The organism is Streptomyces sp. WAC00040, from assembly GCF_056835925.1.
In genome coordinates, this window is sequence record NZ_JAKQZE010000004.1 from 276,057 (window position 1) to 299,404 (window position 23,348).

Here is a 23,348-nt window from a genome sequence, read left to right on the forward strand (position 1 = left end):
GGCTTCACATTCCGGTGCCCACGTTTCAGCCTGGTGAGAACAAGGCGTCTCGCTCAGCATGACGGCGGGGGCACGGCCCGACCAGCCGCGGTAGGAGCCGACCTGTAGGCGGCAAGCCCGCATGGATCCGAGCCGTGCACCCGCGGCTGCCCGCACCAGCCGCGGGTGCACGGGGAAATGTCCGCACCGGGACCACGTAAAGGATGGACGCCGGGCAGCGCCACGTGTGCGGCGCCACGTCCTGCGCAGAGCAATGACCCGACCCACCCGCGGACCACTGGATGAACAGGCATGACGGGCGCAAATGACCGTGAGGACCAGGACCGGTACCTGCAAGACAACACTGTGCATCCGGGGGGAAGCCTGTATGCGGTGCTGCACGGGGACATGCATATTCGTAACGGTTGCCCCGTCTATCGGGTGGAGCCTTTCCCGCTCCAGCCCACCCCACCCACTGTCAATGAGGCATCCGTCCGGCCCAGTCGGTTGTTGGCTGCCGAGAACCGGATAATCGAATTCACCGGTCGCCACGACGAACTGGCCGAGCTTTCCAGCTGGCGCGACAACGAGGTGAAGGGTGTGTCGGTGAAGCTGGTGCACGGTCCGGGTGGGCAGGGCAAGACTCGCCTCGCCGCCCAGTTCGCAGCTGACTCGGCCGAGCGGGGCTGGACCGTATGGTCTGCGCACCACCTGAGCGATCCGACCGCCTTGACGGTGGTCGCCCCCGGAGACTGCGGCCCGACCCTGCTCCTCATCGTGGAGTATGCGGAGCGTTGGCCCGTCGATGATCTGCAACTGCTGCTCGGCAACTCCATGCTGCGCCGATCTGAACGGACACGAGTCCTTCTGATTGCCCGGCCAGTCGGGAACTGGTGGCCCTCGCTGCGCCACCGTCTCCTGGACAAGATGCGCATGGATGTGGCGGCAGCACTCAAACTTGAATCGATCGCCATGGACCCCGCGCTGCGGTGGCAGGTGGTGACCTCCGCCCGGGACCAGTTCGCCACGGCTTTGGGTGAACCTGTCACCGAGGTTGCCGCGCCCCCACCCGAAGCCCTGACGGGACCAGAGTTCGACCTGGTCCTGACCCTGCACATGGCGGCGCTCGTCGCCGTATACTCGCGCGGCCGGAAAACGCTGATGGATCCTACAGCCTTGTCCGCCTATCTGCTCGACCGCGAACACGACTACTGGCAGACCCTGTACGACCATGACCAGGTCGCGACGCCACCGCAGCGGATGGCCCGCACCTCCTACCTTGCGACCCTCACCCGTCCGCTCACCCACCAGGCCGCCGTTGCCCCACTCACCTGGACCCGCGCAGCAAGGCCACAGGATGCCCGGAGGATGCTGAACGACCACGCCTTGTGCTACCCGCCCGCGGAACCGGGAACCGCGCTGGAACCTCTCTACCCGGACCGGCTCGGCGAGGACTTCATCGCCCTGCGCACTCCCGGCCACAGCCTTCCCGACTACGTCCCCGACGATTGGGCCATGGCGGCACCCACCCGCCTTCTTGTTCCCACAGACCAGCGAGCGGCATCACCGCACCCGTGGACCCGTACGGCACTGACGGTGCTGATAGAAACCGCCAGTCGCTGGCGCCACGTGGCCGAGGCTCAGCTGTACACCCTCCTGACCACCCATCCCCACCTCGCTGTGGCCGCTGGCGGAGCCGCCCTGATCCGGCTCACCGAGATCAGGGACATCGACCTCGCCGTTCTCGAAGCCATCGAACCCCACCTCCCTCGCCGCAGCGTCGACTTCGCGCCGGCCACTGCTGCCATAGCCAAGATCTTGACCGATCACCGCCTCGGCCGCACCAACGACCCCGTCGAGCGGGCGCACCTGTGTGCCAATCTGGCGAGCGTCATACTCGAGGCCGGCCTGCCCGAGAAGGCCTTGCCACATTTGATCGAGGCCACGACCATCTGGCGGCGGCTGACCATGGCGGAGGGCAACCACCTGCCTGACTTGGCTACATCGCTGAACGGCATGTCGGCGGCGCTGACGAAACTAGGCCGCCATGAGGAGGCCGTAGCCGCGGCCGAGGAAGGTGCCGGCATCTTCCGGGACATGCCCCGGCCTGTACCAGCACTTCATGGGCTCGTGTACGCAGGGCTACTGCAGAACCTCGGCATCTCTCTTTCCGAGCTGGGCGACTACAACCGGGCGCTTGCGACCACGCAAGAAAGCGTCCGACTCCGACGGCAGCTTGCGGAGACGGCAGGGGAAGCCGACTACCAATTGTCCGAGTTGGCAGACGCACTGAGCGGCCTCGGCAACAGGTTGTGGCGACTCGGACGGCACACCCACGCGCTGGCTCCCGCCCAGGAGGCTGTCGGCATATACCGGCGGCTGGCACGCACCAGCCCTGACATCTACGAGCCCGGTCTGGCGGCTTGCTTGAACAACCTGGCGCTCCGCTGCTTGCACCTCGGGCGGTACAGCGACGGACTGTCACCCGCACAGGAGGCCGTGGCAATCCGACGGCGGCTCGTCCTGGCGAATCGCCCTGCATACCTCTCCGTCCTCGCCGGCTCGCTCGACAACCTCGCCACCCTCTGGGCCAACCTGAGGCACAACGAGAAAGCGCTGGACCTCACCATGGAGGCGGTCGAGCTGTACCGACAGGCGGCCAGGAACAATCCCGCGGCCCACCTGAAGGACCTTGCAACCGCCCTTAACAACCTCGCCAACAGGCTGGGTGGGCTCGAGCGCCACGAGCAGGCCCTGGACTGCATCCAGCAGGCGGTCGCCCACTTCTCAGTCCTCGTCGAGATGAATCCCAACGCCCACCTACCGGACCTCGGCGGAGCGCTGAACAATTTCGGAAATATCCTTTCCTGCCTTGGGTACGACGAGCAGGCGCTGGCCCGAACCCATGAAGCGGTCGACCTCTTCCAAGGCCTCGCCGAAACCAATCCGGACGAGTACCGACCCGACCTTGCGGCATCGCTGTCGCCGTCAAGCTTTGGACGCTGGGACACCGGGAACAGGCCATGGATCGGATCCGAAAGGCAATCGGCACACTGAGAGGCCTTCCGCCGGCCGGTCGAGAGGCACATCTGCCACTGCTCGCCAAGTTACTGAGTCATCTCGGTGACAACCTGTATCAGAGCCGGAACTTCGAACAGGCCGTGCGCGCCGCCCAGGAGATGGTCGAAATCTATCGGCGCCTGGCATCGGAGGACACCATGGCATACCAACCTCATCTCGCCGTGGCCTTGATCGATCTGGGAAACTCGCTGGGCGCAGTTGGCCAATACGGGAAATCCTTGGCCTCACTCGAAGAAGGAATATCCCTGTACGCCCAGGTACGCGACGCCGACCCGAAGGCGGAACTCCCGAGTTCGTGGGGGCCACCGAGCTAAGTCGTCATCTCATTTACGACCACCTGCGCCGATGGCTAAGCAAGCGCGGCATCCGCCACCGTATCGCCCGCAAGGTATTGAGTCCTGCACACGGCTGGTCCGCTACCGCTGGGAAAGGACCGTGTCGTGGCTTGCTGGCTGCCGACGCCTGCACGACCGATACGAACGCAAGGCAGAGCACTTCCTCGCCTTTGTCGGCATCGCCGCGGCCCTCTTCGCTTCCCCCAACTCACCAAGAAAACAACGTCTCAGCTCCCCGAACCGCCCCGGGCAGGGGCGGCCACCGACTCGACGGCTTCGACGAGAGCGTCGGCGCCTTCCCAGTTGATCATGTGGCCCGCGCGGGGCACGGTAACCAGCCGCGCTCCGCGTATGCCCGCGGCCATCCGTTGCGAGTGGACGGGCGGTGTCGAGCGATCGTCGGCGCCGACCACGACGACGGTGGGCACGGTGATCTCGCCGAGGCGCGGATAGCGATCCTCCGCGGCGAACGCCCGCACCACCGGCAGCAACGGGGCGTGGTCCTGCCGTAGGAAGACATCGCGGTAGACCGAGATCATCGCCGGGGACGGCCGTCGGCCGCACTGGGCGGCGCCGAAGAGGAGCGCGCCGGTTCGCGTGCACATCCAGCGCTGGATGATGCCGGCTCTGATCAGCGGGATCTGCAACCGGTTCTGCGGCGCTCCGTCGTAGATCCGGCCCGCCCAAGTAGCGACGAGCACCAGGCCGCGCAGACGCCGGACGACCTCGCCGTGGTCCAGCACCGCACGGATCGCGAGGAAGCCGCCCATGGAGTGGCCCACCAGCACACCGTCCGTGACGTCGAAGTGCTCCAGCACGGCGGCGTAGTCCGCCGCCATGGGCCCGGAGCCGGCGCCGTCACGGCCGAGCGTGGACCGCTCGTGGCCCCGCTGGTCGAAGGCTATGACACGGTGGCCGGCCGCTCGCAGTTCCTCCCAGATCAGATTCCACTCCAGCAATGAGGCGCCGTAGCCGTGGGCGAGCACGACCGCTGGTCCCTCCCCCGCCACGAGAGCCCGCAGCACCGTCCCGTCCGGCCGCGGAATGAACACCTCTTCGCCTTCGGGCTCCCGTGCGAGCCGGTCCAGCGGATACGGATCGGGGTTCCGCGCGATCCGGTCGGCGGCTGCCCGTGCCGCCGCCACACCGGCGGCGCCCAGAACGGCGAGGGCGGTGCCGGCCGCTCGTATCCCCTTCATCACATGCCCCTCCCCGAGCGGATGACTACGGGGAGTCTACGCAGCGCGCCCTGGAGGGAACCGGGAATCGCCCCCTTGCGTCTCCGTTTTCCGTTGTCGAGGGGAACGGGCGGGGTGGCCCAGCAACCCACACACGGACGACGACCGCCCTGTCGTGCGCACCGGCCGCACGCCGGCAGCACGAGCACAACCGAGCGGAACAACCCGCCGACCGGACCCGACCCGACCCGCCACGGACGAGTGCGGCCGACCGTTACCAGAAGCCGAGCCGCACCGAAAGACGACGGCAGTGCGTTCCACACCGACCACCACCGCCCACAGCACCGTGACTACCCTGCCGCAGTGACGATTCAGCAGACCCCAGAGGCCCACGACAGCGACGTTTGGGCCGCGCTCTTCGAAGGGTTCAGCCTCTCCCCGGACGTCGCCCGGGCATGGCTGTGCGGTCTGGGCCTCAACCGAGCAGCCCCGGCTGAGGTGTTGATCAGCCTCTTCGACACCGGACGGGTGTATTTCCTGTACCGCAAGGATCTTCCGCCCGGTGTCCTCGATGCGGCAGTCGTCCATCCCGGGAAACGCGTCTGGGGAACCGCCGCCGAATCGAGGAACCTCTCGCCCGGGCAGTGGGACATGCTCCTCGCCGCCACCGCGGACCGGCCGATCCACGGACTTCTGGCGGAGATGGCGGCGGAGGAGGGCCCGCACCAGCGACCGTACGCCGGCGTCGGGATCGGACGTCCGCCGCACCCCGAGTCGCAACCACCCACCACACCTGCCGAGATCGCCGCGGTGGCCGACACGGTGCCGGCCATACCCCTGGATGACCGTACGTACGCCTTGTGGTGGATCGCCGCCCTTCACGATGACCCGGAAGCCATGCGGCAACTGGCCTCGTACCCCAACCTCTGGATCCGCCGCAGCGTGGCCCGCGCCCCGCGTCTTCCTCAGGACGTCGTACAGCTCCTCGCCCACGACGAGGACGAAGTCGTGCGCCTGTTCCTCACTGAGTCGTGCCACGACGCGCCGGCGGACTTGCTTCTGGACGTATGGAGCTGGTGGCCCGGCAGCCTCTCGTTCCCCGGCCGCCCCCGCAACCATCCCAACTTCCCCCGCAGGGGCCTGCTTCGCTACGCCGACGCCCCAGAGCCCCGCATGCGTCTCCTCGCGCTCGACGACCCCGCGTCGACCGACGCCCTCGTCGAGCGGTTCAGCCACGATCCCGACGCCTCCGTGCGCACGCGGGCGGCCGAGGACCCGCGTCTGTCACCCGAATCCGCTGTCAGGCTGACTGACGACGCCGACGGATCCGTCCGTAGCTTCGCCCGGAAACACCCGGCCCTGCCGCCGGCGAACTTGGTCCCCTTGCTCCGCGACGAATGCAGCGCCGCAGACGCCGCCGAGAATCCGACAATCCCCGCAGCCGTCATGCGCCGCATGGTCGCGCTGGCCGCAACACACCACTGACCCCTGCACGAACCCACCCCGGCGCGGATGTGCCCCGCCCACGCCTTTCACGGCTTCACCGCCGGCGACCCTCCGCGGCCGGTCCCCCACGACCGGTCCGTCATCAAGGCCGTGACAGGAACGCACTGCGGGGAGCGACCGGTGACTGCGATGCGGGTCGGCTCATTCTGCATTCCCGTCAGGTACGGGACCAGGTCCGGCAGTCCTGGACGGATCGGTGCCGCGATCGCAGCCGAACGCCAGGCAGTGCCAGAGGTGGCGCCGACAAGCTTGTTCGCTCGTCACTGTTGTACAGGTCGGCGCGAAGTCAGTGCCTGTGGTCACGCCGCCCATGGCTCTCAACTGCGGTTCGGACCAGGCGGTTCACCCAGGCGCAGGCGCTACGGGGCCACGGACGTCGGCCGTGCCCTTCCCCCCGGAGGGCACGGCCGACGGTCCGCTCCGTGCGCCGGTCAGTCCTCGGACCGCACGGACGTCAGCAGTTCACGCAGTTCGGCAACCGCCTCGCGGAGGTGGCGGGCGAAGGCATGCATCTGGTCGGCGACCGGCAGCGGGGTGCTCAGGTAGATGTTGAAGCGCTCGGGCAACAGCACGTACGCGACACCGATGCACCGGCTGCTCGTGGAGCCGAAGCCGAAGAACTGGATGTTGGCCGACGGCGCCGAGCTGGTGCTCAGGTAGTCGTCCCGCATCGTCAGCCAGCCCGGCGTTCGGTACAGGGAGGGCTGCTCGTCCACCCCGAGCTCCGCCCCCCGTCGGCGCTGGATCAGCTCCAGCTCCCACAGGTGCTGCTCGGGCGCCTGGCCTGCCTGGCTCTCCTTCGCACGCGCCACATGCGCGTCGGCGGCGGCACGGAACGCGGAGTGCCGGACGCCGGTGTCCGTCGACGGGTCGTCCATGGCGGCGACGAAAGCGAGCATCTCGGGGGTGACGACGCGCATCGCCTCCGTCCGCCCGTGCCGGTACTGCCGCGTCGCGATCGATTCGTACGTCGCTCCGAGCCGGCCCTTCGCCCGCTGGTGGGCCAGCTGATAGGCGACCTGGACGAACGCGTCCGGCGACACCCCCAGGGCCTTGGCCGCGCTGCTGCCGAAGTCCTCGAAGGACACGGTGCTGGTCGCGGTGTTCCGCCCGTACGCGGCGAACGCGTCGGCGGCGGCGCGCACCTGCGTACGCAGCGCGTCGTCGAGCGCGAACACGACCGGCTCCAGTGCGGGCCGTCCCTGGGAGCGGGCCCCGGACCGGCGTGAGGACTCCTCGGCGGAGCTGGTGAGCAGGGCGTCGGTGAAGCTGAGGATGGTGGTGCCGTCCAGCTCGCAGTGCTCGACGTTGATGCCGGCCCGCCCGTCGGCGAAGACGACGAACGACACGGCCTTGTCGAACCACCGGTTGCCGCGGTCGCCGTACAGCAACTGGTCGCAGGCGTCCTGGACGCTTTCCGGTGCGAAGTCCTCCAGGCAGACGCAGAACAGGGCGGTCTCGACGGTGTCGAGGGCGTCGGCGTTACCGGGGTGGCAGGCGATGAGAGAGGCCCGGGCGGCGGCCCACTCGGCGCGGGCCATCGTGGTCAGGTGCCCCACCGAGGTGCCGTCGCCGGCCGGCTCGTCGCCCGCCTTCATCACCGCGCGCAGTCCGGCCTCCAGTTCGTCCAGGGCGTGCGGGACGCCGTCGGGACCGATGACGTCGAGCCGGAACATCCGGCCGCGGAAGAACACCACGATGTGACGGGCGTCGGACGGGCCGGGCCAGGCATCGGTGTACGGGGCGCGGACGGTGTCCTGCTGTGCGCCGGGGATTCTGGTGGTGGAGAACAGGAACTTGTTCTGCACCATGGACTGGGGTGCTCCGCGCTGCACCACTGGCGCGATGAGCCCGTCGTCGAGCTGCCGCTTGTGGTCGAGGGCCCCGGCGATGAGCCCGGCAGCCCGCTCCACCTGGGGGCTGGCCGTGTCCCTGAACAAGAAGAAGAAGTTGGCGTTCAGAGCGATCCGGTCACGGCGGCCCAGGTAACGGTAGGGCCAGAAGGTGTCGAGCCAGCTGTGCACGCCCTCCGTGGCGTCGTACTCCTCCAGCGCCGCGTGCAGGACACGGCCGGGGCCACCGGGTCGCAGGAAGGCGGCCACCTCTGCCTCGGTCGCCGCCTGTTCGTCCGGCGTCAGCAGCGGCGCGCACCAGGCGAGGAATCGCTCGCAACTGGCTTCCAGGGAGGGCAGCGGCACCCGCGGCAGGTCGACCTCCCGGGCGAAGGTCGCGTTCACCGCTGCGTCCTGACTGGTTTTCAATTCTGTTCTCGATTCGGATTGTCGGTACCTGGGGTGTCGTACGGGCGGGAAATATAGAGCTGTGCGTAGAGCCAGCCTTCCGCTTCGAGGCCCCTCGCATCCACTCCGGCGGCCGACATGCTCGCGAGCACGAGCGCCTGTTCCTGCGGTGAGGCGAAACGGCGCTGCTTGAACACGTCGTCGATGCGGATGGTGCGGTAGCCCAGACCTGCCAGCGCCCGCTCCACGGGGTCGAAGGGGAACATCCGCAGCACGAAGTGCGCCATCCAGGGCCGTCGGTGGCCCTGCGCCTCGACGATCCGTACGAGGGTCCGCTCGGTGACGTAGCCGAGGCAGCCGGTCGAGATCACCAGGTCCGCCCCTGCGAGCTGGGCGCGCTGTCGCGGCGTGGGCTCGTTCGCCTCCAGGTCGGCGTGCACCGCGTCGTCGAGGAACCCGGCCTCGTGTGCGTAGGCCAGTGCGTGGTGGGAGGTGTCCAGGCCGGTGAAGCGGATGCCCTGGGCCGGCCGCCGCGAGCGGGACAGCTCACGGTCGCGGACGAGCAGGGCTTCGCGGCTCTTCCCGTCGAGGTCCTTGTCGTCGTAACGGGCGTAGAGCTCGTCCATGGTCACGTCGTACTTGAGCAGTGCGGCGTTGATTCCGTACGAGCAGCCGATGTCCACGATGTGGGGCACGGTGACGTGCCGGGCCAGCCGGTACTCCTTCACGAGTTTCGCGAAGTAGGGCTTCGCCTGCTGTGGAACGCAGTAGCCGAGTGGGCGCAGCAATCGGAAGTAGGCCCGGGGATCGGGCTGGGTGTAGATGTGGTCGAGCGTGACTTTCCCGGTCGCGTCGAAACGCACAGGGCTTACTCCTCGTCGATCGCAGAGTGGGGGGCGGCAGTGCCGGTCGGCAGGTCGGTCAGTCCAGCAGCGCGTCGCCCCGCACGGCCCGGCCCTCGGCCGCCAGATGCTCGGGCAGTACGCGGCCGAAGAGCTGCCGGGTGCGGGCCACGCTGCCGATGACGCCGGGGCGCTCGCTGTAGGCGAAGATCGCGGAGTGGCGTGCGACGCCGCCCCGGACGGGGCTGACCCGGTGCAGGGAGTAGCGGCCCTTGAACAGCTGCAGGTCACCCGGTTGCAGGGGGAGGCTGCGGACGAGTGCCCCGCCCCGGCCCTCGAGCACGTCCCGGACGTCGTCGAAGCTCTCGTCGTGCGCGGACCGGATGCCTGGGCAGTATTCGAAGTCACCGCCGGCCTCGGCATGTTGGGTAAGCATGCTGACCGTGTACTCGTTGGTGTCGAAGTGCCAGGGGTGTTCCCTGTCCGGCACGACGACGTTGAGGACGAGCCCGGAGAGCGGGTCCGCGAGTTCGTAGAGCTCGGGAAGTCCGAAGCACAGTGCCACGAACCGGCGGAACAGTTCGTCGGTGTAGAGGCGGCTGATGACGGCGTCGTCGGGGATGCGGTCCCGGGCGACGAAGGCGTTGCCGCGCTCGAAGGTCTTCCGGCCCGGATGGTCGTCCGGCAGTTCCGAGTCCACCGCGATGTTGTAGACGTTGACCGTCTCGGTGTCGAAGTGCGCCCGGGGCGCGATGGCCGAGCACTCGCGACTCAGCGTCTCGCGCAGTGACGGACGGATGAAGTCGGGCAGTACGGTGCAGCCGAGAGCTGCCAGTTCACGCCGGGCACGGGACACCACGGCGCGGCCCTCGGCGCTGTCGAGTGCTGACAGTGGGTAGCGGGCGGTGTCGACGACCTGGTCCAGTGTCGGGGCTTCCAAGGAGCTCACTCGATCCTCTCCACGTGCGGGCAGACCGTTCCGAGGCGTCCTGTCCCCATCTCGGCTCTTCAGTAACTGGCCTGAGCAGTAACTGAGTTGAAGTTCCCACAGCGCCGTCGGATTGTCTGTGACACGCCCCACTGGACCCAGGGGTGTCATGGACGAAGCGTTGGTCCTCCCGCAGCGCCTCGCTCTGCTCGCGCAGGCCGGAAGACGTCGTCGGCGCCTCGGGCCGGGCGACGTCGAGCGGCGTCATGTCGTCCTGGTCGGACCGGACGATTGCGGCGCCGTGCTCGCGGAAGGCGGACAGGCGGATCGGGGCTTCGCGCGCACGGGGCCGCAGTCCGCCTCGGTCGCAGCCCTGGTAAGGACGGTCCGCCCACCAGGTGCCGGACGACAGCAGGAGCACCGCACCGGCAGGGGAAGACGGGGCGCCTGTCGGGGCCCTGGTGCTGGACTCCGGGCCCGGCCCTCGGATGCCGATCGCGCCGGCCGGGGAACCCGAGCGGTACGTGCGGCTGCGGGTCTCCGACCGACGGCACGCCGGCCGGGGCATCGGGCGGCGCTGCCGTCCATGCCGCCGAGGAGACCCGGCGGGCCGGCGTGGATCTGCTGGGGGCGACTGCTGGGCGGGCGGCGGGGCGAACTGGTCGCCTTCTACGAGCGCAACGGCTTCACGCCCACCGACCGCTTCCTGTCAGGGGCCTGGCTGGGCCTGGTGGCCGGCGGGTCTGACCGTCCGGCAGAGCACCGGCGGCCAACAACGCCAGGCGCCCCTGCCGCCAGGGTCGCCCGTCGGACCGGGCCGGCGCGGTCACCGCCGAGCCCCTCGTCCGGTTCCCAGAGTCTGCACCCACCAGGGGCCGCCCGGCCCGAGTTCGACTCCCACGCCCATGTTCTCGAAACGGCAGTCCAGGATGCTTTCGCGGTGCTCGGGGCTGCGCAGCCAGTCGGCCACGACGGCCGACGGGTCTTCGGGGCCGCGGTGGATGTTCTCGGCCCATCGACTCCACTTGTAGCCGGCGGCGGTCATACGTTTTCCGCCGTCGCTGCCGTCCGGGCCGACATGGTCGTAGTAGCCGCGGGCTGCCATGTCCTCTGCGTGGACGCCGGCGGCGCGATCCAACCGCGGGTCGACAGTCAGCCGGGGGCAACCCGCCTTGTCCCGTTCCGCGTTCACCAAGGCGGCGATCCGCGCCGTCCCGCTGCCGAGGGCCCGCCCGGTGGCGGGCGGAAGCGGGGCCGCGGAGTTGCCGCGGCCACGGCCGACATCGCCGGGACCGGTGGTACCGGCCGTGTCCGGCCCTCCCGTTCCGGCCGACACCATGAACGCCGCCGCGGCCACGGCGGCGAGCAGGGCAGCGCCTGCCGCCAGAGCCAGTAGGACGCGGAACAAGCGTGGTCGGCCTGCCTGCGGGCGGAATTCCATGGGCGCTTCTCCTTCCACGGCATGGTGTGACGTCGATGCGACGGCCGGAAGCCCACACCCGCGCAGGACGCTGGAGCACGCCACCCGGAGCAGGGCCTGGAGCAGGTTCAGAACCCCGGTGCAGGCCTCTGGAGCACGACACCAGAGGACGACCTACAGAGACGTCGCAGCGGCGAGGGTTTCACATGGAGGCCGCAGTGCCCGGCTTCACGCGCCTGTGTTGGGCACATCGGGGGATGTACCGGCCGTCGTTGAACTGCGCCGGTCACAGCGGGTGACGCTTCGGGATGCGGTTGCCGCCCTGCGCTGGTTCGCTGGTCGGGCCCGCTCTTCCGAGTTACCGCAAGGAGCGATGATCATGAGCGTTGCAGGTGAGTCCGGCGGCCGTGCCCGTCAGATGCGCGAGAAGGCGCAGGAGCTGAAGCAGGCCGCTGAGCGCGCGTCGGATCCCCAGGAGCGTCAGCGCCTGGAGGAGAAGGCCAAGCGGCTGCAGTCGCAGAGCGAGCAGGAAAGCAGCATGGGCGGGGGCGACATCTACCCGCCGCAGTAGTCGATACACGGCGGTCGGCCTCGACGCTGCCCGGCCAGGCCGGTCCTTCACGGACCGTCCGGCCGGGCAGCGTCTTGTGATCTCACCGCAAGGAAACCCGGCCACGAATGGCAGCAAACGCAGCCGGGGGTACGCGTGTTGTCGTGAGGGAAAGGTCGGCACGGTCCGTTCGCCGTCGTACCCGGGCCGGCCCCCGCCCCCGTGGTGCGGGGGCCGGCCCAGGATCGGGCGGCCGGGCGGACCGGCCTGTGTGCGGGTGTTCGGGCCCGCCGATGTCAGTAGAGCTTGGCGACAGCGACGGCCGTCGTCTTCTTGAAGCCCTCCAGCGGCGCCCCGTCGAGGTCGCCCAGCTGGCCCCACTCGACGACGGTCACCGCCCGGCCGTCACGGCCGACCGAGTACAGGGCGATGTCCGTGGAGCCGACATCGGGGTGCGAGGTGTCGATGCTGTAGACGTGTGCGCCTTCCTCGACGTCGATGCCGCCGTGGTAGAAGGCCTCCCCCTCGAGTCCGGGGTCTTGTGCCTTCAGCCGGTCCAGGCAGGTCTCGATCGAGGAGCGGAGCTTGTCGGCGAGCGCCTTCGCCTTGGCGGTGGTGGACGCGACGGTGGTCGTCTGGCGGGCAGTGGTGTCCAGCTCCGTCCGGAAGTCGCGGTACCGGGTCGAGGACTTCGGCGTGACGCCCGCCGTGCACATCGAGCTCACCTCCGGCAGTCCGTTGCGGACCGGGTCGGCCTGCCAAGGAGTGCTGGAGGCGGGCAGTTGCGCGGCCGAGAGGAAGGCCGGCAGCGGGCCGGCAGCGGCGCCGGCCGTGGTGAGCGGAACGGCGGCCATGGCCATGGCCGTCGCGGTGACGGCGGCGGAGCGGATGCGGTTCATGGATGTGCTTCCCCCAGTCGTTCTGTGGCTGATCGACCGCCAGACTGGGTGGTGGGAAGGGCACTTGCAATGACCGGGGCCCGTTCGGGAACGATGGAACCATTCCACCCCCTGCGACGTGGCCTTTGTCGAGCGGGGTGAAACGCCTCCTGAAACGGCCCGGCACGGGAGGAGCGGTGTGATGGAAGCCCCGGTGGAGGACGCGGCGGAGGCGACCGAGGCGTTCGCCCGGAAGCTGAGCGAGCTGCGGGAGCGATCCGGCCGGACCTACGGTTCGCTGGCGCGCCGGGTGGGGGTCGGCGCGTCGACGCTGCACCGGTACTGCGCCGGGCGGACCGTTCCGATGGAGTTCGCGCCCGTCGAGCGGCTGGCGAGCTTCTGTGGGTGCCGGGGCGAGGAGCTCGTGGAGCTGCACCGGCTGTGGGTCCTGGCCGACGCCTCGCGCGGCTCGCGTCAGGAGCGAAGCGGCACACGTCAGGAACGAACGGCTCGGGCGGCACCGGACACGGAGGGCGTCGCGCTCCAAGAACGGCATGCCGGGCAGGAGCAGCCGGAGGCAGGGGAGTTGCCGGCAGCGGAACGGGAGCAGGCCGTCACGGCGTCGTTGTCGGCGCGATCACGCGGCCGCCGTCACGGATACGCCGCCGCCTTAGGGGCGGCTGTCGTCGTGCTCGCGCTCGTCCTCGGATTCGCAGGGTTCACCTTCGGCTCCGCCGAGCAGCGCCCGACCACGGCCAGGGGCGGCGAACCGGCTCCGCTGCGCTCGGCGGGCCCGGGGCCGACGGCCGCCCCGTCGTCCGGGCCGTCGGGGCCGTCCGGGCCGCCCGCGGCAACGTCACCGGTTCGTGGCTTGCCGGGGAGGCCTCAGGGGTCCGGGCCGGGCCCCGTGCCGACCGGTGACGGCACTCCGTCGTCGCCTTCGTCTTCCACCGGTGCACCGTTCACCTGGGTCACGGACGATCACGTCTGGCGGCACGGATGCGGCCACGCCTATTTCGTCGACCGGAGCCCGGCGGAGGTCCCGCCGCCGCCTGTCGAGGCGGACGCCGAACAGTGGTCGCGCGCGCTGGGAGCCGGGCACGCGGGCGAGACCCGGGTCCGTATCACTGTTCAGGGCAAGGGCCCCGAAGCGGTGGTGCTCGAGTCGCTCCAGGTCCGTGTGGCGGCGCGCAGGTCACCGGAGCGGCACAACGTGTACCGGATGGACTCGGGATGCGGCGGCTCCCTCACGCCCCGCATGTTCGACGTCGACCTCGACACGTCACGGCCCGTGGCCCGATCGGTGGGGGGCAACGACGCCGGTGAGCCGATCCTCGCGGTGTCGTTCCCGTACCGGGTCTCCGCCTCGGACCCCGAGGTCCTGCTGGTCACCGGACGGACGCTCAGCTGCGACTGCGAGTGGTACCTCCAGCTCCGGTGGTCAAGCGGTGGACGGACGGGCACCGTACGGATCGACGACGGTGGACGGCCGTTCCGTACGGGTGCCCTGGCTGACGGCGCGGTTCATGAGTACGACTACGGCTCGCGTCGCTGGCTTCCTTCCGTGCCGGCCTCGCGCAGGCCCTGAGCCGTGTCCTGTCCGGCGCCCCGCGCTTCCTCCTTTGTGGTTTGCGCCGCGTCCTGTGCGGCGTTCTTCACCGACTCGAGGGCTTCGTTGGCCGGGCCCCGCAGTCCTTCCTGCATGTCGTGGGCGGTCTGCTTGACCGGTTCGAGGAGTTCGCCGGAGTGCTCTTTCAGTTGCTCGCCGACGCGTTCCTCCGTCTTGGACGCCGGAAGGAACGCCGCTGCCAGCATGCCCGCGCCGAAGGCGACGACGCCGGCCGCGAGGGGGCTTCCCTGGGTCTGCGCCCTCATGCGGGCGGGCGTCTGCTGAGCAGCGCTGCCGAGCTGACCGGCCGTGTCCTTCGCTTTTCCGGCCTTCTCCTTCGCCCGCTCGGCGGTGTCCTTCGCCTTGCCGGCCGCGGTGTCCCTGGCCCTGCCGGCGGTGTCCTGGGCCTTCTCGCCGGCCTGCCCCGCGCTCTGTCCGGCGCTGCCCCCGACGTCGTGCGCCGTGGAGGACAGGCTGCTCCTTGTGTCCTTGGCCGAGCCCATCACGTGCTCCTTGATCCCCCTGAGTCGGTTCTGAGCCGAATGCGCCTTCCGGCGGGCCACTCTGCGGGGCGCCACCCTTTCGGCAAGGAGGTCCACATTGCGCGCCAGGTGGGCCCGAGTGTGTTCCACCTCGCTCCTCAGCTCCTCGGGTTGCGTGCCCATCGGGCGTCCTCCTTCAGGGTTTCCAGGGTCTGTTCGGGTTTGAGGTTCACGTGCCGCACCTGTTTGCGGCCCCGTACGAAGAGCACCGCAGCCACCACGGCCCAGACGGCGGTCACGATGAGCGCCGCCCATGCCCAGTCCATGAGGTTGGCCAGGGCGAAGACCGCGGTCAGACTGCCCAGGAGGAGGACGAGGTGCCCGGCGTAGCCGGCGCCGGCCAACATGCCGGCGGCCTTGCCGGCTTTCGTGGTCTCCTCCTTGATCTCCGCCTTGGCCAGTGCGATCTCCTCACGGACCAGGAGTGACAAATCCTTGCTGATCTCTCCTACCAGCTCGCCGACCGACGGTTCCTCGCCCGGCTGGACGGCCACCGGTTCAGCGAGACGTCCCGTGTCCGTCCGGCGCCCTTCCGTACGGCGTTCCGTGTCCGTCCGGCGCTTCGCGGTGGGCGGCGCCTGATCCGTGTAGATGGTGGCCACGACTCAACTCCCTTGCGCCGGCGGGTTCCCGTCCTCGTCCCTGCTGCGGGGGTACGCGGGCGGAGTGTGGGGGGTCGCCACCGGGCCAGGGGGCTCGCCTGAGCCGTAGCCGGGTGTGTAGTGCGGTGGCTGTGACTGGCCGTAAGTGTCCAGGGGATCCGGCCGGCCCAGCCCCGCCCGGGACGACTCGGACAGGGCGTCGGTGTCCGCGCCGCCGGCCGTGAGGCTTTCGTCGCCGTACCGGCCGCCTGCGTCGCCGTACCGGCCGCCTGCGCCGCCGTACCGGCCGCCTGCGCCGCCGTCGTCGGACCCTGCGGCGCTGATGCCCTTGCCTGCGCGCGCGACGGCGAAGCCTGCGAGTGCCGCGCCGGCGAGGAACACACCGGGCTTGCGCCTGGCGAAGTCCTGGAGGTCGCCGAGCAGTCCCTCGGGGCCCCGGCTCTCGATCCGGGAGGCCACCTGGTCGCCGCCCTTGGCTATCTGGCGCACCGCGCCGGCGACGCCGGATCCGGATCGGGCGTGCCTGCTCATCTCCATCAGGTCGTCGGACACCCTGTGGAGACCGGCGGCCAGGCTGTTGGTCCGGGACTGCGCCTGCTCACGGAGCTGTCCACGCACCTGGCCCGCCAGGTCCTTGGCCTGGGAACGGGCCTCGCCGGCGACCCCCGCCGCCTGCTGCTTGGCGGTGCCCGCCACGCCGGAGGCGTTCTCCCTGACCACTTGGGCGCCCTGCGCCGTCCTCTCCTGTACCGCGCTCGCTGCTGCCTCGGCCTTGTTCTGGTCCCTGCGGTCGGGGCCGTCGATGTCAGTCAAGACTCCTCCTGCGTCGCACGATGCGGATCTTGCGTTCGTGCGGGTACCCCTGCTCGAGCATTGCATTGGTGCATTCCTCACGAAAATGAGCGAAAGCATCAAAGCTGCTGAAGCAAGGGCAAATGCCATGACGCTGCTTCTTCTGGCGAGCCCGTCCGCGACGGCCGGTCCCGACGGTCCGTATCGCCCTGATCAGCACTCGTGCGCCGATTCCCCGGGACGGCTACCCCCATGGGGGTTTGGGAGCGGCAGGTCCGGATACCCGCTGTCCTGAGGCAACTATGGGACGAACTTCAGAGAACACAGCGGACACAGACAAGACATCGGACACGAAGAGCGCGGACAGCACGAAGAAGTCGGAGACGAGCAGTTCGGACCGGGAGCGGGACGGCAGACCCCTCCGGGCGGTGGAGGTGCTTCGCGCAGCGGGCACCCAGCTGGCCGAGCTGACGGGAATGACCGCGGAAAGCGTGTCGTCGTTCTCCCGCACGGAGGACGGCTGGCAGCTCGTCGTCGAAGTGCTCGAGCTCGCCCGCGTACCCGACACCGCGAGTCTCCTCGCCTCCTACGAGGTCGAGGTCGACCGTGACGGCGAACTGATCTCCTATCGGCGGACGAGGCGTTACGAGCGCGGACGGGCCGATCGTTCGTCTTCCTGAGGCCGGGCAACTGCCCGGCCTCCAACACTCCACCCACCAAATGACCCGGCGGGCGCCGGACACGGTTCGCGCTCCCGCACGGCCTCACACAGGGAGGGCATACGGCAATGACAGTTGTCCCGGCACAGCAGAGCTCGGGCAGCCGCGGTGGCAGCACCGGCCTGTACGACGTCCTGGAACTGATACTCGACCGGGGGCTCGTGATCGACGCCTTCGTCCGCGTGTCCCTGGTCGGCATCGAGATCCTGAAGATCGATGTGCGGGTCGTCGTGGCGAGCGTCGACACGTATCTGCGGTTCGCGGAGGCGTGCAACCGCCTCGATCTCGAATCGGGCAACAGCAAGGATCCCGGACTCCCCGACCTCGTCGGCGAGATCACCGAGTCCGGTGCCCGCGGCAAGTCCAAGGGCGCCCTGTCCGGCGCCGCGCAGAGCATCTCGGAGGTCTTCAGCGGCGGCCGTGACGACGAGGAGGAGAAGGAGTCCAGGCCGCGGGCACGGCGGAGCACCAGCAGCTCGCGCCGTAAGGAGGAGCAGGAGTGAGCACGTACGTCTACGGGATCGCCCGTAACTCCCCCGCCCTGGAACGCGCTTCCCGCACCCCCGGGGTGGGAGACCCGCCGCGGCCGGTGCGTGTGCTGAGCCACGGGCGGATCGCCGCCCTGGTCAGTGACGTGACCGAGGAACTCAGGCCGAAGCGCCGCGATCTGCTCGCCCATCAGAACGTCCTCACCGAGGCCGGTACGGCCGGGGCCGTGCTGCCCCTCCGGTTCGGCGGCATGTCACCCGACGACGAGGCGGTCGCCGCCGCGCTGGCCGAGCGGGAGGAGCACTACCTGGAGCGGCTCCGAGCCGTCGACGGCAAGGACGAGTTCAACGTGAAGGCCGATCACGACGAGGAGGCGGTGTTGCACCGCGTGCTCGCCGACGACCCCGAACTGCGCGCCATGGGCCTGGCCCAGCAGGCCGCGGGCGGTGGGAGCCAGGAGGACAAGATGCGGCTGGGCGAACTGATCGTGGCGGCGGTGCGGCAGCGCGAGGAACTCGACCGTACGGAGGTGCAGCGCGCGCTCGAGGGCATGGCCGTCGACTCGGCGCCGGCTCCCGAGGGTTCCGGCCGGGTGGCGAACGTGTCGTACCTGGTGGAACGGGACCGCGCCGAGGACTTCCTGGCGGCGGTCGCCGCCTTCCAGCAGGCCAACCCGCAGCTGCGGCTCCAGGTCAACGGTCCGCTGCCTCCGTACAGCTTCGTGGAGTGAGCGATGGGCCTGCTGGGAGAACTCCTGCTGCTTCCCCTCGCACCGGTCCGCGGCACGTCGTGGGTGCTGCGGCAGGTGGTGGCGGAGGCGGAGCGTCAGTACTACGACCCCGCCGCCGTTCAGCGGGAACTCGCGGAGCTCGTCGAACGGTTCGAGGCGGGCGAGATGGACGAGGCCGAGTTCGACCGGCGCGAGGACGAGCTGCTGGAGCGGCTGGCGGCGAAGGGAGGCCCACAGTGACGACAGCGACCGGCCGGTATCCGAGCCCGTACGACTCCGGCGGCGGGACGGACCTCGCGGACATCCTGGAACGGGTCCTCGACAAGGGCATCGTCATCGCCGGTGACATCCGCATCAACCTGCTCGACATCGAACTGCTCACCATCAAACTGCGGCTGATCGTCGCCTCGGTCGACAAGGCCAAGGAGATGGGGATCGACTGGTGGGAGCACGACCCCGGGCTCTCCTCCGGCGCACGCCGCCGTGAACTCGAGGAGAAAAACGCCGAGTTGGAGCGCCGCCTGGCCGAACTGCAGGCCCTCTCTTCGCCGTCCGCCCGGGAGCCGGCCGACGGGCGGGACGGGACTGCCGAGCACGATCAGCGGGAGCGGGACGCATCATGAACGAGCTGCTGTACGTGTACGCCGTCGCCCGGCCCTTCGAGAGGGGCGTGCCCACCACCGCAACGGGCGTCGGCGGCCTGCCCGCCCGCCCGATGGAGCACGACGGTCTGGTCGCCGTGGTGAGCGACGTGAGGGCAGAGGACTTCGAGGAGGCGCCTCTGCGTGAACGCCTGGAGGACCTCGAATGGCTGGCCGGGACCGCCCGCGCGCACGAGTCGGTGGTCCGCGCCGTCAGCGCGGTCACGGGTGTGGTTCCGCTGCGGCTGGCGACCGTGTGCCGCGGCGAGAGCGGGGTGCGCCGGCTCCTCGACGAGGGGCGTCATCGCTTCACGACGAACCTCGACAGACTCGAGGGTCGGGTCGAGTGGGGAGTGAAGCTGTACGCGGAGTCCGACCCCGAACCGGACCGGGCGCCGGCCCCGGAACAGCAGACGCAGGGCGGGGAGGGGGCGGGGACGCCCGGCCGCGACTACCTGCGCCGGCGGTTGCGCAGCCGGCAGTCCCGTGAGAAGAGCTGGGCCCAAGCCGACGCGCTCGCCCGGCGGCTGCACACGGAGCTGTCGCGCTGCGCGGAGGGGCAGCGGCTGCACAGGCCCCAGAGCGGTCAACTGGCGCGGGCGTCCGGTGTGAACGTGCTCAACGCCGCCTTTCTCGTGCGCCGTGAGGAGAGTGACGCCTTCGTGGGACAGGTCGAGCGGCTGACGCCGCGGGACGTGGGCGTCCGCGTGGAGCTGACCGGGCCTTGGGCGCCGTACTCCTTCGCGGACCTCTCCGATCCGTCGGAGGCACCGCCACCGGGCGGCCAGGAGAGGCGGGGAGCACAGGAGGGAAGGGCCGGGACATGACGGTGACCGGCGGAATCGACGACACCGCGCCGGCGGCCCGGCGGGAGCTGGCGCTGGTCGACCTGCTGGACCGGCTCCTCGCCGGCGGCGTGGTCCTGACCGGCGACCTCACCCTGCGGATCGCCGACGTGGACCTGGTGAGGATCGATCTGTCGGCGCTGATCAGCTCGGTCGGTCCGCGGGTCCCCTCGCCCTGGCCGGACCTGGAGGAGCACCGATGAGCGGGAACGGGACCGAGGGCCCGCGTCGCCGGGTGGAGCTCGATCCGGACACCGTGGAGCGTGATCTCGCCAGGCTGGTGCTGACCGTGGTCGAGCTGCTCAGGCAGCTGATGGAGCGGCAGGCACTGCGCCGCGTGGACACCGGTGAGCTCACGGAGGACCAGGAGGAGCGCATAGGCGTGACGCTGATGCTGCTCGAGGACCGGATGGAGGTCCTGCGGGACAAGTTCGGCCTGGAGCCCGGAGATCTGAACATCGACCTCGGCCCGCTCGGCCCCCTGCTGCCGCGCGGCGAATGACCGGGACCCGGCCCCGCAGAGATTCCTTGCTGTTTCGGCAAGAGACTTTGCTGTGTGGCGTGCGGCGGGCGCAGTATCTCCTCGAACGGAGGTACACCACATGCCCACAGACACGGTTCAGACCTTTGCCGGCGGCCCGGCCGCCGATGTACCCGCCCGCCCGCGCTACGACGTCGTGGTCGTCGGCGGCGGCGCCGCCGGCCTCGCCGGAGCCCTCGCGCTGACCCGGGCCCGTCGTTCGGTGCTCGTCGTCGACGCGGGCCGGCCACGGAACGCCCCGGCCGGCCATGTCCATTCCTACCTGACGCAGGAGGGCGTCGCGCCGTCGCAGCTACTGGCGACGGGCCGCGCCGAAGTGAGCCGCTACGGCGGCGAGTTCGTCCGGGGCAGCGTCGCCACCGCCGAGCGGCTCGCGGACGGCCGGTTCCGCCTGGTGCTCGACGGCGGGGCGGCGGTCGAGGCCGACCGGCTGCTCGTGACCACCGGCCTGGTCGACGAGCTTCCCCCCGTCCCGGGGCTGGCCGAACGGTGGGGCCGCGAAGTCCTGCACTGTCCCTACTGCCACGGCTGGGAGGTGCGCGACCAGGCCGTCGGCGTCCTGGCGACCGGGCCCATGGCCGTCCATCAGGCCCTGATGTGGCGGCAGTGGAGCGACGACGTGACGCTCTTCCTGCACACCGGCCCCGAACCGTCCGAGGAGGAGTACGAGCAGCTGGCCGCCCGCGGCATCGCCGTAGTCGACGGCCGGGTGACGTCCGTGGAGGTCACGGACGACCGGCTCAGCGGGGTGGCCCTGGAGAGCGGCCACGTCATCGCCAGACAGGCGCTCGTGGTCGCGCCGCTGTTCACCGCCCGCGCCGCGTTCCTCGCCGGGCTGGGCCTCGAGGCGAGCGAACAGGAGGTCAACGGCGTGGTCATCGGCACCCGGGTCGCCGCCGACCCGACCGGCGCGACCGCGGTAGCCGGCGTGTGGGTGGCCGGGAACGGCGCCAACGTGACCGACCAGGTGATCGGTGCGGCCGCCGCGGGAGTCCGCGCGGCAGGGGCGATCAACGCGGATCTGACGGCGCAGGAGACCCGGCAAGCCGTCGAGCGTTACCGGCGGGACGGCCTCGCGCACGCGGGCGCGGAGCGCGGACGCGAGGCTCCCGCGGCCGGCTGACCCAGCGGGTGCCCGGGCTCCGACGTCGCGCCGGGTCCCCCTGTCCGGTGGGACGACACCGGTCAGGGGGACGTGAGCTCATAGGAACAGGGTCACCGCGGAGGTGGTCGCGCCCAGGCCCGCCCCCGCGGCGGTCTGGGCCGCGGAGTGGTAGCCGAGCGCGACGCGGGACCAGCACACCGCCGCGACAAGGACGTAACCGGCGGTCCACCACGGGGAGTGGAGTGCGGCGAGCAGAGCGGTGACGGCGGAGGCGACCGCCGAGTCGACGCTGATCTTCCAGGCGGTGTTCACGGCGAGGAGGACGACGGTCATCGCCCACAGGGCGGTCATCGCGACCAGGATGCCGCTCGGGGCGCCGCCGAGGACCATGACCAGGGCGCCCACGCCTATGGAGCCGAGGATCACGAAGAAGATCGGGGCGCGCTGCCGACGGTCGACGACATGCCTGTCGCCCCAGGTGCCACGGCGCCGCTCCCGCTCGATGTAGGCGGCGGGCACGATGCCCGCGCTCAGGGCGCCGAGCAGACCCCAGGGCAGGCCGGTCCAGCTGCCTGCGGCGGCGAGGCCGATCCCGAGCATTCCGAGCAACAGGACGTTGCGGGGTTGGAGGACGTCGGTGACCGTGCGGGCAAGGTCGGTGGTCTTCTGCGCGGCGCCGGCCGACATGTCGGTTCCTTCAGGTACGAGGAGGCCGCCGGCATCCTTTCCGAGCCGGCGGCCATGATCGTATCCGTCACCCGTATCGGCCCCTGGCCGGCCGGCCCGTGCCGGCGAGCAGGGCGGGCCGGGGGCCCTGCCGGTCCGACCGGAGCGGGCCGGGCCGGCGCGGGGTGCCCGGCGGGCGGGGGCCGCCGGGCACCGCAGCGAGTCGGGCCGAGGGCGCCGGGCCGGTGTTCAGGCGGCGAGTACGTCGGCCGCCACCCGCAGGTCCGTGACCAGGCCCCGATAGGCCGCACGCCGGTCGTCCGCACGCAGAACCGCGGACGGATGGATCGTGCCGACCACGCAGCCGTGTGCGGCCGCCTCCTCGGCCGGCATCCCGTCGGCGCCTGCCACGTCCGTGCGGCCGAGGGCGTCCCAGGGCGGCATGGGTAGCAGCAGGCCACGTTGCTCGGTGATCCGGAACGAGCTGCCGAGCAGGGCCTTGCCCGCGGTGGCGCCCAGAGCCAGCACCAGTTCGGGTTCGATCACCCGAAGCTCGGCGGCGAGCCACGGCCGGCACGCCGACATTTCCCGCAGGCTGGGCGGCTTGTGGATCCGGCGCTTGCCCCGGGCCGCGGGTTCGAACTTGAAGTGCTTGACGGCATTGGTGAAGTAGGCCGACTCCTCTTCGATGCCCACCTCCTCGAGCGCCTCGCGCAGCAGCCTGCCCGCCGGTCCGACGAAGGGCGCCCCTTGCCGGTCCTCCTGGTCGCCCGGCTGCTCCCCCACGACGACGACGCGGGCGGACGACGGGCCGACACCGAAGACCGTTCCGCTCGCGTTGCGGAACAGCGGGCACCCCTCGCATCCGGCCGCGGCCTTGCGCAGGGCCGGAAGGCCGCCGCGCTGCGGGAGGAAGGGGCCGGCGTCGTAGCCCTGTCCCGCTTCCTTCTTGTCCCCGTTGACCTCGACGGACACCGTCCTCGCCTCCCGTTCCGGCAGGTTCGCGCTGGTGGTCGGGCGGGTACCCGTACGGCTCGGCGGTACTCGCGCGCCGGCCGTCACCGTGGCGGCCGGCGCCGTGTCCGCGTATACGCACGCAGCCCCATGACCAGGTACCGGGAGGCCGAGCC

25 protein-coding genes and 1 pseudogene are annotated in these 23,348 nt (G+C 70.4%); 15 read left to right on the top strand and 11 right to left on the bottom strand.

What is annotated here, in order from left to right; all coding sequences use genetic code 11:
• The first annotated feature begins 291 nt into the window (after positions 1-291).
• On the top strand, positions 292-3,036 hold the full coding sequence (locus MDN94_RS31715; protein WP_482729294.1) for a tetratricopeptide repeat protein: 2,745 nt from the start codon (positions 292-294) through the stop codon (positions 3,034-3,036).
• Positions 3,003-3,374, top strand: a complete 372-nt coding sequence (locus MDN94_RS31720; RefSeq protein WP_482729295.1) for a tetratricopeptide repeat protein — start codon at positions 3,003-3,005, stop codon at positions 3,372-3,374. Before MDN94_RS31715 ends, MDN94_RS31720 begins: the two co-directional genes overlap by 34 nt.
• 248 nt (positions 3,375-3,622) lie before the next feature.
• Here the strand turns inward: MDN94_RS31720 and MDN94_RS31725 are convergent, their stop codons facing one another.
• Positions 3,623-4,594, bottom strand: coding sequence for an alpha/beta fold hydrolase (locus tag MDN94_RS31725; protein ID WP_482729296.1), 972 nt, complete (start codon positions 4,592-4,594; stop codon positions 3,623-3,625).
• A gap of 342 nt (positions 4,595-4,936) precedes the next feature.
• Between MDN94_RS31725 and MDN94_RS31730 the strand changes: the two genes are divergently transcribed.
• A complete protein-coding gene (locus MDN94_RS31730; protein WP_482729297.1) occupies positions 4,937-6,058 on the top strand; it encodes a hypothetical protein in 1,122 nt (373 codons plus the stop codon).
• A 452-nt stretch (positions 6,059-6,510) separates the two neighbouring features.
• On the opposite strand, the gene MDN94_RS31735 is transcribed toward MDN94_RS31730, so the two are convergent.
• The 3 genes from MDN94_RS31735 to MDN94_RS31745 are packed head-to-tail and all read right to left on the bottom strand — an operon-like array spanning position 6,511 to position 10,110.
• Positions 6,511-8,316, bottom strand: a complete 1,806-nt coding sequence (locus MDN94_RS31735) for a choline/carnitine O-acyltransferase (protein ID WP_482729298.1) — start codon at positions 8,314-8,316, stop codon at positions 6,511-6,513.
• A gap of 20 nt (positions 8,317-8,336) precedes the next feature.
• Positions 8,337-9,182, bottom strand: a complete 846-nt coding sequence (locus MDN94_RS31740) for a class I SAM-dependent methyltransferase (RefSeq protein ID WP_482729299.1) — start codon at positions 9,180-9,182, stop codon at positions 8,337-8,339.
• 58 nt (positions 9,183-9,240) lie between these two features.
• Positions 9,241-10,110 carry a HalD/BesD family halogenase gene (locus MDN94_RS31745; RefSeq protein WP_482729300.1) on the bottom strand — a complete coding sequence of 290 codons (870 nt, stop codon included), beginning with the start codon at positions 10,108-10,110 and terminating at the stop codon, positions 9,241-9,243.
• A gap of 416 nt (positions 10,111-10,526) precedes the next feature.
• Between MDN94_RS31745 and MDN94_RS31750 the strand changes: the two are divergent.
• A pseudogene (locus MDN94_RS31750) lies at positions 10,527-10,822 on the top strand (GNAT family N-acetyltransferase); the annotation flags it as partial.
• A gap of 93 nt (positions 10,823-10,915) precedes the next feature.
• Here the strand turns inward: MDN94_RS31750 and MDN94_RS31755 are convergent.
• Positions 10,916-11,530 (bottom strand): CAP domain-containing protein, encoded by a 615-nt coding sequence (locus tag MDN94_RS31755; RefSeq protein ID WP_482729301.1) that lies wholly within the window; start codon positions 11,528-11,530, stop codon positions 10,916-10,918.
• A 358-nt stretch (positions 11,531-11,888) separates the two neighbouring features.
• Here MDN94_RS31755 and MDN94_RS31760 point away from each other — a divergent pair, with 358 nt between their 5' ends.
• Positions 11,889-12,080, top strand: a complete 192-nt coding sequence (locus tag MDN94_RS31760) for a DUF6381 family protein (RefSeq protein WP_364595758.1) — start codon at positions 11,889-11,891, stop codon at positions 12,078-12,080.
• Between the two features lie 275 nt (positions 12,081-12,355).
• Here MDN94_RS31760 and MDN94_RS31765 read toward each other — a convergent pair whose 3' ends face one another.
• Positions 12,356-12,958 (bottom strand): hypothetical protein, encoded by a 603-nt coding sequence (locus MDN94_RS31765; protein ID WP_482729302.1) that lies wholly within the window; start codon positions 12,956-12,958, stop codon positions 12,356-12,358.
• A 181-nt stretch (positions 12,959-13,139) separates the two neighbouring features.
• On the opposite strand from MDN94_RS31765, the gene MDN94_RS31770 reads away from it, so the two are divergent.
• The gene (locus MDN94_RS31770; RefSeq protein ID WP_482729303.1) at positions 13,140-14,525 is read left to right on the top strand and encodes a helix-turn-helix domain-containing protein; all 1,386 of its coding nucleotides are present in this window, start codon (positions 13,140-13,142) and stop codon (positions 14,523-14,525) included.
• On the opposite strand, the gene MDN94_RS31775 is transcribed toward MDN94_RS31770, so the two are convergent.
• The 3 genes from MDN94_RS31775 to MDN94_RS31785 are packed head-to-tail and all read right to left on the bottom strand — an operon-like array spanning position 14,474 to position 16,503.
• Positions 14,474-15,211 carry a DUF3618 domain-containing protein gene (locus tag MDN94_RS31775; RefSeq protein ID WP_482729304.1) on the bottom strand — a complete coding sequence of 246 codons (738 nt, stop codon included), beginning with the start codon at positions 15,209-15,211 and terminating at the stop codon, positions 14,474-14,476. The genes MDN94_RS31770 and MDN94_RS31775 overlap by 52 nt on opposite strands.
• On the bottom strand, positions 15,187-15,690 hold the full coding sequence (locus MDN94_RS31780) for a phage holin family protein (protein WP_482729305.1): 504 nt from the start codon (positions 15,688-15,690) through the stop codon (positions 15,187-15,189). The genes MDN94_RS31775 and MDN94_RS31780 overlap by 25 nt, the downstream gene beginning before the upstream one ends.
• Positions 15,691-15,693: 3 nt before the next feature.
• Positions 15,694-16,503, bottom strand: coding sequence for a hypothetical protein (locus MDN94_RS31785; RefSeq protein ID WP_482729306.1), 810 nt, complete (start codon positions 16,501-16,503; stop codon positions 15,694-15,696).
• 281 nt (positions 16,504-16,784) lie between these two features.
• On the opposite strand from MDN94_RS31785, the gene MDN94_RS31790 reads away from it, so the two are divergent.
• The 9 genes from MDN94_RS31790 (at position 16,785) to MDN94_RS31830 (ending at position 21,570) form a co-directional block, all read left to right on the top strand.
• Positions 16,785-17,162 (top strand): gas vesicle protein GvpO, encoded by a 378-nt coding sequence (locus MDN94_RS31790; protein WP_482729307.1) that lies wholly within the window; start codon positions 16,785-16,787, stop codon positions 17,160-17,162.
• Between the two features lie 107 nt (positions 17,163-17,269).
• The gene (locus MDN94_RS31795) at positions 17,270-17,704 is read left to right on the top strand and encodes a gas vesicle structural protein GvpA (protein ID WP_482729308.1); all 435 of its coding nucleotides are present in this window, start codon (positions 17,270-17,272) and stop codon (positions 17,702-17,704) included.
• The gene (locus tag MDN94_RS31800; RefSeq protein WP_482729309.1) at positions 17,701-18,420 is read left to right on the top strand and encodes a GvpL/GvpF family gas vesicle protein; all 720 of its coding nucleotides are present in this window, start codon (positions 17,701-17,703) and stop codon (positions 18,418-18,420) included. Before MDN94_RS31795 ends, MDN94_RS31800 begins: the two co-directional genes overlap by 4 nt.
• A gap of 3 nt (positions 18,421-18,423) precedes the next feature.
• The gene (locus MDN94_RS31805; protein ID WP_159694737.1) at positions 18,424-18,660 is read left to right on the top strand and encodes a gas vesicle protein GvpG; all 237 of its coding nucleotides are present in this window, start codon (positions 18,424-18,426) and stop codon (positions 18,658-18,660) included.
• Entirely contained in the window at positions 18,657-19,043 is a 387-nt protein-coding gene (locus MDN94_RS31810) for a gas vesicle protein (protein WP_482729310.1), read from the top strand. The genes MDN94_RS31805 and MDN94_RS31810 overlap by 4 nt, the downstream gene beginning before the upstream one ends.
• Positions 19,040-19,888 (top strand): GvpL/GvpF family gas vesicle protein, encoded by an 849-nt coding sequence (locus tag MDN94_RS31815; RefSeq protein WP_482729311.1) that lies wholly within the window; start codon positions 19,040-19,042, stop codon positions 19,886-19,888. The genes MDN94_RS31810 and MDN94_RS31815 overlap by 4 nt, the downstream gene beginning before the upstream one ends.
• A complete protein-coding gene (locus MDN94_RS31820) occupies positions 19,885-20,109 on the top strand; it encodes a gas vesicle protein (RefSeq protein WP_482729312.1) in 225 nt (74 codons plus the stop codon). The genes MDN94_RS31815 and MDN94_RS31820 overlap by 4 nt, the downstream gene beginning before the upstream one ends.
• Positions 20,106-20,408: a gas vesicle protein K gene (locus MDN94_RS31825; RefSeq protein ID WP_482729313.1), complete on the top strand. Its 303-nt coding sequence runs from the start codon at positions 20,106-20,108 to the stop codon at positions 20,406-20,408. Before MDN94_RS31820 ends, MDN94_RS31825 begins: the two co-directional genes overlap by 4 nt.
• Before the next feature lie 100 nt (positions 20,409-20,508).
• Complete coding sequence (locus tag MDN94_RS31830; protein WP_482729314.1) at positions 20,509-21,570, top strand: NAD(P)/FAD-dependent oxidoreductase; 1,062 nt, start codon at positions 20,509-20,511, stop codon at positions 21,568-21,570.
• A gap of 78 nt (positions 21,571-21,648) precedes the next feature.
• On the opposite strand, the gene MDN94_RS31835 is transcribed toward MDN94_RS31830, so the two are convergent.
• Together MDN94_RS31835 and MDN94_RS31840 are read right to left on the bottom strand one after the other, a co-directional pair.
• Complete coding sequence (locus tag MDN94_RS31835) at positions 21,649-22,239, bottom strand: hypothetical protein (RefSeq protein ID WP_482729315.1); 591 nt, start codon at positions 22,237-22,239, stop codon at positions 21,649-21,651.
• Between the two features lie 228 nt (positions 22,240-22,467).
• On the bottom strand, positions 22,468-23,193 hold the full coding sequence (locus tag MDN94_RS31840) for a UdgX family uracil-DNA binding protein (RefSeq protein ID WP_482729316.1): 726 nt from the start codon (positions 23,191-23,193) through the stop codon (positions 22,468-22,470).
• Between the last annotated feature and the right edge of the window lie 155 nt (positions 23,194-23,348).